Origin of the sequence: Fulvivirga kasyanovii (assembly GCF_009711405.1) — a bacterium.
Lineage (GTDB): Bacteria > Bacteroidota > Bacteroidia > Cytophagales > Cyclobacteriaceae > Fulvivirga > Fulvivirga kasyanovii.
On record NZ_SMLW01000627.1, the window covers coordinates 17,169 to 29,139 of the forward strand.

Annotated in this window: 9 protein-coding genes and 1 pseudogene; 8 read left to right on the forward strand and 2 right to left on the reverse strand. The window is 43.8% G+C overall.

Annotation, left to right across the window (positions count from 1 at the left end):
• From E1163_RS21015 to E1163_RS21035, 5 genes are all read left to right on the forward strand, one after another.
• A partial coding sequence (locus E1163_RS21015; protein WP_221418053.1) for an efflux RND transporter periplasmic adaptor subunit occupies positions 1 to 1,094 on the forward strand: 1,094 nt, incomplete at its 5' end.
• 35 nt (positions 1,095 to 1,129) lie between these two features.
• Entirely contained in the window at positions 1,130 to 4,321 is a 3,192-nt protein-coding gene (locus E1163_RS21020; protein ID WP_155174433.1) for an efflux RND transporter permease subunit, read from the forward strand.
• A 19-nt stretch (positions 4,322 to 4,340) separates the two neighbouring features.
• A complete protein-coding gene (locus E1163_RS21025; RefSeq protein WP_155174434.1) occupies positions 4,341 to 5,750 on the forward strand; it encodes an efflux transporter outer membrane subunit in 1,410 nt (469 codons plus the stop codon).
• Positions 5,751 to 5,814: 64 nt separating this feature from the next.
• The gene (locus E1163_RS21030) at positions 5,815 to 6,444 is read left to right on the forward strand and encodes a TetR/AcrR family transcriptional regulator (RefSeq protein WP_155174435.1); all 630 of its coding nucleotides are present in this window, start codon (positions 5,815 to 5,817) and stop codon (positions 6,442 to 6,444) included.
• Positions 6,428 to 6,694, forward strand: a complete 267-nt coding sequence (locus E1163_RS21035; RefSeq protein WP_155174436.1) for an acyl carrier protein — start codon at positions 6,428 to 6,430, stop codon at positions 6,692 to 6,694. The genes E1163_RS21030 and E1163_RS21035 overlap by 17 nt, the downstream gene beginning before the upstream one ends.
• A 21-nt stretch (positions 6,695 to 6,715) precedes the next feature.
• Here E1163_RS21035 and E1163_RS21040 read toward each other — a convergent pair whose 3' ends face one another.
• Entirely contained in the window at positions 6,716 to 9,238 is a 2,523-nt protein-coding gene (locus E1163_RS21040; protein WP_155174437.1) for a M14 family metallopeptidase, read from the reverse strand.
• Positions 9,239 to 9,559: 321 nt separating this feature from the next.
• Positions 9,560 to 10,093, reverse strand: coding sequence for a DinB family protein (locus E1163_RS21045; protein WP_155174438.1), 534 nt, complete (start codon positions 10,091 to 10,093; stop codon positions 9,560 to 9,562).
• 107 nt (positions 10,094 to 10,200) lie between these two features.
• Between E1163_RS21045 and E1163_RS21050 the strand changes: the two genes are divergently transcribed.
• The 3 genes and pseudogenes from E1163_RS21050 to E1163_RS21060 form a co-directional block, all read left to right on the forward strand.
• Positions 10,201 to 11,070, forward strand: coding sequence for a patatin-like phospholipase family protein (locus E1163_RS21050; RefSeq protein ID WP_155174439.1), 870 nt, complete (start codon positions 10,201 to 10,203; stop codon positions 11,068 to 11,070).
• Positions 11,051 to 11,620, forward strand: a complete 570-nt coding sequence (locus E1163_RS21055; protein ID WP_155174440.1) for a class I SAM-dependent methyltransferase — start codon at positions 11,051 to 11,053, stop codon at positions 11,618 to 11,620. The genes E1163_RS21050 and E1163_RS21055 overlap by 20 nt, the downstream gene beginning before the upstream one ends.
• Positions 11,621 to 11,685: 65 nt before the next feature.
• Positions 11,686 to 11,971: pseudogene (locus E1163_RS21060) on the forward strand (RDD family protein); the annotation flags it as partial.

The following is an 11,971-nucleotide window of genomic DNA, read 5'->3' on the forward strand; positions in this document are numbered from 1 at the left end:
CTCAGGGCCCGTCAGGACCGCCGCCATTTCCTGTAAATACTGTTTCGAAACAGGACGTTACTTCATATACGAACTATGCTGCCAGTATAGAGGGAGAACAAAATGTTGAGATCAGGCCAAAGATCGATGGATTTATAGAGGAAATATACGTACAAGAAGGTGACTGGGTTAAGGAAGGACAACTGCTTTTTAAGATCAATGCTGATCAACTGGAGCAGCAGGCCAGTGCTACGAAGGCAACTATTGCAGCAGCAGAGGCCAATGTGGAGGCGGCCAAACTGGAAGTTGATAAACTAAAGCCACTGGTTGAAAAGAATATAGTAAGCCAAAAGCAACTGGCAACTGCAGAAAGTAACTTATCTGCAGCCAAAGCAGCATTACTCCAGGCAACAGCCAACTACAATAACAGTAAAGAAAATCTAAGCTATGCTTACCTGAAAAGCCCGGTATCGGGAGTCTTGGGAAGTATTCCTTATAAAGTCGGTGCCCTGGTGGGGCGTAATGAAGCCCAGCCTCTAACCACTGTGGCAGACATTAGCAAGGTAAGAGCCTATTTCTCGCTTAATGAAAAGCAATTGCTGGCTATCAACAGACAGTTCAAGTCAGATAAGAAAAAGAGCCTGGTAGATGAATTGCCCGAAGTTTCGCTTGTACTGATAGACGGATCGGAATATGAGCATAAAGGTGAAATCAAAACCATCAATGGCCTGGTGAATACACGTACTGGAAGCACTCAGTTGCAGGCTACTTTCCCTAACCCGGACTTTTTGCTTAGAAGCGGAAGCAGTGGAGAAATTAAATTCCCTGTTGTGCATAAGGATGTATTCAGGGTTCCTCAGAATGCAACCTTTGAAATGCAAAACAAGAAGCTGGTTTATGTGGTAGGTGAAGACAATACAGTTAAGCCTATGCCGGTGGAGGTAGTGACCAGTATAGAAAAGGATTTCATAGTTAAGTCAGGTCTGAATGAAGGGGACAGGATAGTTACAGCCGGAGCAAACAAGCTTAAAGATGGCATGCAGATAACACCTCAGGGAGGCAACGTGGCCGGAAGCCCTTCAACTTCAACTGCATCAGCAGCCTCAGCAAAGTAGGCTGCACCAAATACATTAGCTAACAAAACGATATCATGTTAAAGAAATTTATAGAACGTCCCGTACTTTCTACAGTGATCTCTATTCTCATTACTATAATAGGGGTCCTGAGTTTAACATCCCTGCCGATCGAGCAGTACCCGGAAATAGCCCCGCCTACCGTACAGGTGCAGGCGGTGTATACCGGAGCTAACGCAGAAACCGTACTAAACAGTGTGGTTATTCCTCTTGAGGAGGAGATCAATGGTGTGGAGGGGATGACTTATATGACCTCTACGGCCAGTAATGATGGTGCTGCCAATATCAGTGTTTACTTTGAGTTGGGTACTGATCCGGATATTGCAGCGGTGAACGTGCAAAACCGGGTAGCCAAAGCCAACAGTAAATTGCCTCAGGCAGTGCTGCAAACCGGTGTTACTACCCAAAAAAGCCAGAACAGTGCTTTAATGTTCTTTTCCTTGTTTTCGGATAACAAAAACTATGACGAGACCTTCGTAGAAAACTACGCCAGAATAAACCTGGTGCCTCAGTTACAGAGGATCAAAGGTGTTGGTCAGGTTACAGTATTCGGTTCTAAGGACTACTCCATGAGGATCTGGATCAAACCGGAGAAAATGGCGGCTTATAATCTTATGCCCTCCGATATCCAGAATGCCTTAAGAGAGCAGAATATTGAAGCGGCTCCCGGTAAGTTCGGGGAGAATGCCGAGGGTATTTATGAGTACGCCATTAAATACAAAGGCCGTCTGGCAGAGGCTGAGGACTATGAAAACATTATTATCAAATCAATTGGTAATGGTAATTACCTGCGACTGAAAGACGTAGCGGATATAGAATTGGGAGCTTTCAACTATGGTACAAAAAATATAGCCATGGGTAACCAGGGTGTTGCCGTGGGTATATTCCAGACTTCGGGATCGAATGCCCAGGAGATTATCAAGCAAATAGAGTCAGTACTGTCGGATAACAAAACAACTTTTCCTGAGGGCTTGGATTATGTAATTCCTTACAACACCAAAGACTTTTTGGATGCCTCTATTGACCATGTTATCCAAACACTGGTTGAAGCCTTTATCCTGGTATTCATTGTGGTGTTTATTTTCCTGCAGGATTTCAGGTCAACATTAATTCCGGCTATAGCAGTACCGGTAGCTATTATAGGTACTTTCTTCTTCCTGCAGCTATTTGGTTTCTCTATCAACATGCTAACTTTATTTGCCATAATTCTGGCGATCGGTATCGTAGTGGATGACGCCATTGTGGTGGTGGAGGCCGTGCATGCCAAGTTAGATGAAGGGGCGAAATCCGCTAAAAAAGCTACCCTGTCAGCCATGAGCGAAATTACTGGTGCGGTTATTTCGATTACACTGGTTATGTCGGCGGTGTTTATCCCGGTTTCGTTTTTGAAAGGTCCTGCCGGTGTTTTTTATCAGCAGTTTGCGCTTACACTGGCCATAGCCATTGTGATTTCAGCGGTCAATGCACTTACACTGAGCCCTGCACTCTGTGCTTTGCTCCTAAAGCCTCATAATCCTTCAGAAACCCATAAAAAAGGTGTGAAAGCAAGGCTTTTTGGCGCTTTCAATACAGCATTTAATACCGTTACCAATAAGTATATCCACTCATTAAGGTTCCTGGTAAGGAGAAAAGCCGTAGCCATAGTGGGATTGCTGGTATTTGTGGCTATAGCCGTCGTGCTTTTCAGGACTACGCCATCCGGTTTTATCCCTAATGAAGATCGTGGGATAATCTTTGCCGACGTTACCATGCCGGCAGGTACTACGCTGGAGCGAACAGAGGAAGTAGTGAGAGAGCTGGATTCAATATATGCATCTATGGATATTTTGGATGCACGAATGAACATTGTAGGTTTTAGTTTGCTGAACCGTGTAAATGGTGGTTCATACGCTTTCTCAGTAGTGAGTCTTAAAGATTGGGATGAAAGAAAGGGAGATGGAGAATCTGTGCAGGCGATAGTGGGACAACTCTTTGCAAGAACAGCCCACTTCAAAGACGCCAGGGTGCTTTTCTTTACCCCTCCAAGTGTGCAGGGTTTTGGTAACGCCGATGGATTTGAGATGAGGTTGCAAAACAAAGGAACAGCCAACTGGCATGAGCTGGCAGGCACCATGGGTCAATTCCTGGGTGCATTAAATGCAAGGCCGGAGGTACAATATGCACTTTCATCCTTCAACCCTAACTTCCCGCAATATAAGATGGACATCAATGTGGAGAAGACCAAGGAGGCCGGCCTCTCTGTAAATGAGATCATCAATACCCTCCAGGGCTATTATGGCGGTTTGTATACGACTGACTTTAACCGTTTCGGGAAGCAATATAGGGTAATGATCCAGGCCAGGCCGGAAGACCGTGCCACAGCCGAATCGCTGGACGGTGTATATGTAACCAATGCGCAGGGCGAGCTGGTTGCCATCAGTGAGTTTGTGAACATGGAGCGGGTATATGGCCCCGAAGTGGTGAGCAGGTTTAACATGTTGAATGCTGTAACCATCAACGGTAAGGCCAACCCTGGCTACAGCTCCGGGGATGCGGTAAATGCTATCAGGGAAGTAGCAGCGCAAACACTACCTAATGACTATGCTTTTGAATTTTCAGGAATTACCCGTGAAGAGGTGAAAACAGGTGATCAGGCCATACTTATCTTTTTGCTGAGCCTTGTTTTTGTTTACTTCCTGCTAAGTGCGCAGTATGAGAGTTACATATTGCCCCTTTCGGTTATTGCTTCACTGCCCGTGGGAGTGGCCGGAGCCATAGCGTTTGTTAACCTGGCAGGCCTTGATAACAACATTTACTTTCAGGTGGCCCTGATCATGTTGATTGGTTTGCTGGCAAAGAATGCTATCCTTATTGTAGAGTATGCTATCCAGCGAAGAAGAGCGGGAATGAGCCTGGCTGCTTCGGCTATTGATGGAGCCAGAGCGAGGTTGAGACCAATCCTTATGACTTCATTTGCCTTTATTCTGGGTCTGATGCCATTGGCGCTCTCTACCGGAGTAGGTGCCGTGGGTAACCAGTCCATTGGTATGGGAGCTGTAGGCGGTATGCTTATCGGTACCATATTCGGCGTGTTTGTAATTCCTGTATTGTTCGTGATATTCCAGGGTTTGCAGGAAAAGATCAGCGGTAAGATGGCTCAGGAAGATGACGCCGAAGCATATAAAAGCAATGGACATCAAAAGCAGACAGTGGAAGCATTGGCAGAATAATTCTAAAAAAGAAAACAAAATGCAAATAAGAAATATATATACGGGATTGTCCGGGGTGATATTAGCAGTTGTTTTATCATCCTGTCTGGCAACCAAGAAATATGATCGTCCTGAGATAGAGACAGCGGATTTGTATAAAAATTTTACAACATCAGACTCTACCACCCTGGGGGATATACCCTGGGAGAATTTGTTTCCTGATGATCAGCTTAAGAAGCTCATAAGTGATGCACTGACCAATAATCAGGATATGGGCATAGCTGCGCAGCGAATAGTAGCTGCACAGGCCTATTTTAAGCAAAAGAAGCTTGAGTTTTTACCTTCAGTGGGTGTTGGTGCGAGTGTTACACACCAGGAGCTTGCTGAGAATAGCCAGTTCGGCTCTTTCTTTAACGGAAGCATAGACCAGTACCAATTGGCGGCTGACCTTTCGTGGGAAGCAGATATCTGGGGCAAGATCAGGAGCAATAAAAGGGCTTACTATGCTGCTTACATGCAAAGTGAGGCCGCCTACAGGGTAGTGCAGACGAAGTTAATAGCTTCTGTTGCTGCTACATATTACCAATTACTTGCGCTGGATGCCCAGCTTAAAATAGCAGAGGAGACCGTTGAAAACAGGACTTCCAGCCTTGAAACGATGAAAAGCCTGAAAGAATCAGGGCAGCAGACAGCCGTTTCGGTAAAGCAGACGGAAGCCCAGCTTTATGGTGCTCAAATTCTGGAGGCTGATCTTAAAAAGCAGGTGCAGATTGTTGAGAACGCCTTGTGCATGCTGCTGGGCATAGCACCTCAGCCTATTGATCGTGGTGTGCTTGAAAATCAGGAGCTGGACGTAGATATGAATATAGGATTGCCCGCCCAGCTCGTCAGGAACAGGCCGGATGTAATCGAAGCTGAGTTTGGGCTAATGCAGGCATTTGAGTTGACCAATGTGGCACGTACCCAGTTCTACCCTTCACTGACACTCTCGGCAACCGGTGGTTTTCAAAGTATTGAGTTTGATAACTGGTTTGATACAGGGTCGTTGTTTGCAACCATAGTTGGGGGTTTAACGCAACCTGTTTTTAACCAGGGCAAGATCAAAGCGCAATACAAGATATACAAAGCGGAGCAGGAGCAGGCATTGCTGAATTTCAGGAAGTCGCTTTTAAATGCAGGCCAGGAAGTGAGCAATGCCATGGTTACCATTACGGCAGAAGATGAAAAGTACGACCTGAGGCTCAGACAGCGTGATGCCCTAAGCGATGCTGTAGAGTACTCTGAAGAGCTGTTGGTCAATGGCTATGCCAGCTACCTTGAAGTATTGACGGCAAAGGATAATGAACTATCAGCAGAGCTGAACCTGATAGATACAAAATATAGAAAGCTTACCGCCATAGTTGATCTTTATCAGGCACTTGGCGGAGGATGGAAACAGGTTGATTTGTAGTTTATAGTGGCACTGTTGGGGAATATGCCCCTTCAGTGCCTTTCAGTTGGAAAGGATTTTTATAATGAAGGCGGTTATTGAAAAAGTTGCATTTGAGCTTTTCCTGAAACATGGGCCAAAGCGAGTAACTATTGATGATATTGTTGCGGCGACTCCGATTTCAAGGAAGCATTTTTATGAGCTTTACCTGAATAAGGAACAGTTGATAAAGGCTATGACAGGCCGTTTTCTCCTGAATGCCAGGCTGGAGATCAACGAAGTTGCACCGAAGGAAGGTTGTCCTTTGGTTGCACTAATCAAAGTACAGTACCACTTTTTTCAGCATATCCAAAAGCTGAGTTCCTCATTTATTTATGAGGTCAGAAAGTATTTTCCTGAGTCGGTTTCTGATTACGACAGTTTCAGGCAAGATCTTGCCGACTCAATGACAGCGTTTGTTGAGAACAGCAGGGAAAAGGGCTGGATAGCAGAAGGCGTAAATATTCAAAGGTATGTGAAGCTCCAGCTCTACTGCCTTGAAGAAATTCTGTTCGGTCGTCTGGATCTGATCAACCATGGCAGCCAGGATGAAATAGCTGGTTTGGGAAGTGACATTATTTTTAATAACACCCGGGGCATTGTGAGCCGGGAAAAGATAATGGTGTATGATGAGTTAATCAGTAGATTGAAGAAAGAGTATGGAAACATTAATTGAGCACAAAGTCAGGATACTTAGTGAAGTAAGGGACATTCTAACAAAGGACGTAGGTATCATGGAGTCGGAAATCTCCATGGATTGCGACTTGCTTAAGGATTTAGGTTTGGATTCACTTGATCTGGCTGATCTTGTTTTCCGGTTGGAAGTAAGGTTTAATATCCGGATTAAGGATGAAGATATGGCCGGAATTAAAACCATTGGTGATATAGTAGATTACCTGGATACAGTAATAAACCCCGGCTCTTAGCTGAGCCGGGATTTACTATTGTTAGTTTCCTACCATAAAAACAGCATTGGCAAACAGAAGCTTTCCATTTTCCCAGAAACCTCGGAACAGAGGGTTGTCTACCATATAAACGATTTGGCCGCTGCCAATATTTTCTACACCAAACACCAGGCTGTTTTGGAGTTTTTTAGTTGCCCTGTAACCGGCAAACCCACTTATCGGTTCTGCTTCTCCCTTAATAACCCCTACATTACCACCTTCGCTTAAGAAAGCCAGATTCTGGCTGCCAGATTTTAATGTGAAATAGGCCTTATCGTAGCCATAGGCCAGTGGATGAGTGTTGTCTAGGTAAATTTTGAATATAGCCCCAAAAATGGAATTGCTGAGTTGGTCGCGCTCCTGGTCTGCATAGTTGCGCAATTGCTCCTCGAGGGTGGGCTTATGCTCATCTTCCTTTTTCTCCTTATCAGAAGCGTATTCTTTAAGCCCAAAACCATTTTTGTCCTTGAAGGAATTAAGAGCATTGCCTATGGCGATTACCTTGCCACCTCTCCTTATCCAGGTGTTTACTTTTGCCAGGGTAGTTTCGCTGAACAGGCTATAATACCCATTGGGAACGATCAGTACATCGTAGTCTGACAGGTCCACATTATCAAAATATGTTGTGCCTATATTGGTTACCGGATACTCCAATTGTCGTTCAAAGAAGTGCCAGATCTCACCAAAATTTAATGATGAGGTTTGTTCCCCGGCCAAAACCGCTACTTTAGGCATATTTACCCTGGCTACATCTCCGGAACCCAGATCAACTCCGTTTTGAGCAAAACCAGTAGATACGGCAACTATATTCCTGTCGTACTTATTGGCAAGTTCACCAATGATCTGGTCAAAGCTGCTGCCAAAGCTCTCATTGGTTCTTCGGGTAATGACTATGGAGCCTCTGGAGAAATTTTCACCTTCTATTTGCAGAGGCTTGTGCGTTACCCTGGCATTTATACCTTCCTGGAGTACGGCTGCTAAAAATTTTGCGTCCTGTAAGCTTTTATAATTAAGAATATAAGCATAGACATGGTCAGGGCTTTTTCCGGCCTGCGGCTTTTGCGCCTCATACTCCCCTGAGATATCTACCTTGTCAGTTAACGCATAGGCATCCAGGCCATACGCATAGGGAAGGGACCACGCCGTGATATCATAGGTAAGCGTATCTGAAAGTTTAACAACAGGTTCAAACAGGGCAGTCAGTAGACGTGACTTGGGCTGGTATGCGCTGATTACCAGGTCCTGCCCACCCATACTTACAGAGGTCATTTGATTGCTCCTGTAGCTAAAGCCATTCAAAGCTCTTCGCTGGTTGGTCGTGCCATAAGTGATGTGTTGTTTATCCAGGAACCTCGTTAATGCTCTGATCTTATCGATGTTATTATCAGCTTTGATCACATAGGTCTTATATTTTGAGCTTGGGTTCTTTTCATTCTGCTCAAAGTATTTTTCAAACTCATTGACTACTTTGTCGGCGTGCATAGAAGTGATCTCTACTGTAGATATTCCGGTTGTGAAATGGTGCAGCAACCGGTCTTTTAGTGTCAGTGTATCTCCATATTCCGTTATGATGCCCAAACCTGCATAGCCATGGCCCGCCTGCTCATAAGTCATGCCTATGGCGCCATTGTACGTAGGGTAAGTGTCTCCATAGCTGGGGTAAAGCAGGTCAAAATGCTGCTTGGTAAAATACAGCCAGTTGTTGGCATCAAAATATTTTGTGTGGTTTTTTCCGATAATGGTCTGGAATTCCCTTTGCCAGGGAGTGATCACTTCATGAAAAGGCTCTGCCGCCGGGGCAAAGTAATAAGGGTTGTTTACATATTGCTCGTGAAAATCCACATGCACATGAGGCATCCACTGGTGATAGACCTCTGCCCTGCTTGCCGACTCCACCTGTGTTTGCCATGCCCAGTCCCTGTTTAAGTCAAACAAGTAGTGGTTAGGCCTCCCTCCCGGCCAGGGCTCGTGATGCTCAATAGCATCACCATTGGGATTGAAATACTTATCTCCATATTGATTGTAAAAGTTGGCATAACGATCCCTGCCATCAGGGTTTACACACGGATCGATAATCACAACCGTGTTTTCCAGCCATGCTTTGGCACGCTCTTCGGTTACAAGTGCATGAATGGTTTTCATCGCAGCTTCTATGGAAGAAGCCTCATTGCCGTGAATATTATAGCTCAACCATACGATGGCTGTTTTATCACCGGACGGAGGCCCATCCATGAGTCCTGATCGTTTAAGGTTGTTTTGCTTAATTTCGTCAAGCCTCGCCATGTTCTCTTCTGAAGCGACTACAGCTATGATCAGAGGGCGGTGCTCATAGGTCTCTCCGTACTGCTGAAGCTTTACCTTGGTTGATGATTCTGCAACGTGCCGGAAGTATTCGACCACTTTATGATGACGAGTGAATCGTGCTCCTAATTCATAGCCCAAAAACTCATCGGGAGATTGCAGGCTTTGTGTATAACCTGTGGAGCAGATTGACAGAAAGCCTATTAAAGCCAGTATTTTTTTCATATAAGTAATATTTCGCTATTAAAGCTATATAAAGTCAGTCAATAAAGCATATTTATTTTGAATAGAGGTTATTAGGCAGTGTAATTGGAGGTAAGGTGTGAGACTTGTCACCTCCTTCGCCACTGGCAACTCTGCCAGAAAGCAAAATGAGCTATCCAAAATTTACTATTTGAACACCATCATCTCATTCAGCATCTTGATGTCTTATTCTAAGAGTATCGAGAAGTGTATTTTTTCTTATTTGACATAAAAACCGAAAATAAGATCAATCAATGTATCTTATTTTCAATTTTTGATCAAATTAACGGTCGATGCAAGTGCTTATTTTGTTTTTGCCAAAAGCCCCTTCACCTGTGGCACGTGATGGTCTAAATGGGATTGGAAAAAATCCATGGTCTGTTTGATGTTGATCATACCTATCCGGGGGTGTTTAAAAATTTTCTTGCTATATAGTGCCGGGTCCAGGCTCTCAAGAAATGCCTGCATGTCCTTTCTTACAACCTCCCAGTCTTTTTTCAATTCTTCAAGGTGTATTTCTTCAGGGATGCCGTCTTTTACCACTCTTGGGGCTTCAAATTTTAGCGGGAGGAAAAGAGAGATTTGCAACAAATAGCTTCTAAGCTGTTGCTTTAGCGTAGACGGATGCAAAGCGTTGGGATCAAGCGTCTTTTTCTTCATATAAGCCAATGGCAGTTTTTCGGCCTCCTTCATATGATACAACACCTGCGCAACAGACCATCTTCCTTCAGCAGGTTGGGTGTTTAGTTTCTCATGGGGCATGTCCTCAACCAGTGCGAGCAGGTTGTGCTTTGACCTTTCCAGCCTCTTGAAATAAGTAAGTATTTTTTTATCCATATAGGTCAAGGTATTAAATATATTGATTTTGACTTGCTGTAGTATCCATATATTTGAAAATTACGTAATTGTTTGGTGTATTTTTATACATTGATAACTTTAGTATTATGAAAAAAACAGCGGCACTTGTATTATCAAGTGGAGGAGCCCGTGGCGTAGCGCATATTGGTGTTATAGAGGCAGTACTTGAGGCAGGTTATGAAATCAAATCAATATCCGGTAGCTCGATGGGTGCAGTAGTAGGAGGCGTATATGCGGCTGGAAAATTACCTGAGTTCAAAGAGTGGGTTTGTAACCTGGATAAGATCGACGTTTTTAAGTTGATGGATTTCACCCTGAGCACGCAGGGTTTTGTACGTGGTGAGCGCGTCTTTAACCAAATGAAATCATTCATCGATGATTCTAATATTGAAGACCTCGACATAGACTTTTCTGCTGTTGCAACTGATATAGTTAATAAAAAGGAAGTAGTTTTTAATTCCGGAAGCCTTTTCACGGCATTGCGGGCTTCTGCAGCCATTCCGTCGGTACTCAAGCCCAGTGTTATTAATGGTGTGGAGCTGGTTGACGGCGGTGTACTCAATCCTATACCTATAGCCTACGTGAAGCGATCGGAGAATGATATTGTTGTAGTTTCCGATGTCAATGCGGCGGTTCCTTGTGTAAAGCCGGATATTCCGGAGTCTTTAGATGATAAGGGGCGTTTTGCTCCACTGGTTGAAAAATGGAACAGCATTTTTCCTAAAAACAATAATAAGGTCAAAAGGCTTAGCTATTTTGAGTTGGTGGCAAAATCGGTTGACCTCATGCAGGACCGAATTTCAGAATATATTATTGAACACAGTCGCCCTGATATTGTTGTTCGGATATCAAGGGAGACTTGTAGTACCTTTGAATTTTATAAAAGCAAGGAACTCATAGACTGTGGGCGGCAGGAATTTGATAAATCATTAAAGCATGCATTACTCGGAGCTTAATAAGGCAGTTGGCAATATTGATATTTATTTACTTGACCAGATTCTAAAAGGCCGGTTTGAAGGGAAAAAGCGGGTTTTGGATGCAGGATGCGGTGAAGGCAGGAATATGCCGTACTTCCTTAATAACGGCTATGACGTCTATGGGATAGATAGCAATCCTTTGGCCATCAAAATGCTGCACATGATGCATAAAACAATTCCTAAAGACCATTTTTTGGATGGTAAATTAGAAATGTTACCCTGGAAAGACTATTTCTTTGATGCCATCATTTGTAGTGCTGTTCTGCATTTTGCGCAGGATCGTGATGCATTTTATGAAATGATAGAGGAACTAAAACGGGTGCTTAACCAGCAAGGTATTCTTTTTATCAGGATGGCTTCTACCATTGGCCTGGAAAAAACAAATGATGATTCATTCAGCTATTTGCTTACTCTGGAGGATATTAACAGGCTTGTGAATAGCTCAGGCTTTGAAAAAGTGGAGCCCATAAAAACAGTATTAGTGGAAGGTCAGCGTTCCATGGCAACACTAGTATTATCCAAATCTTAGAATATTTTTGAATCTTCAATAATAATTTATAGATTGTTCGCCAATCAAAACTTACTAAAACAATTATGGAAGCAACATTAGATTCACCAGTAACCGAACAGCGTCCGGTTGAATACGCAGGATTTTGGCTTAGGTTTGTCGCCTATATCCTTGATGCTATTATTCTGTCTATTGCATACTGGATCATTATTTCTCCACTTTTAGGGCTATTTGGCTTAGGAACTTTTAATTCATTCTCATCCGGCACTATGACAGAGGAAGAGATGATGGGGATGGCTAGTATCTTCTCGGGTTCAATAGTCATTATCCAAATCATCAGTATTGTGCTTTATTGGCTTTACTTTGCCTTGA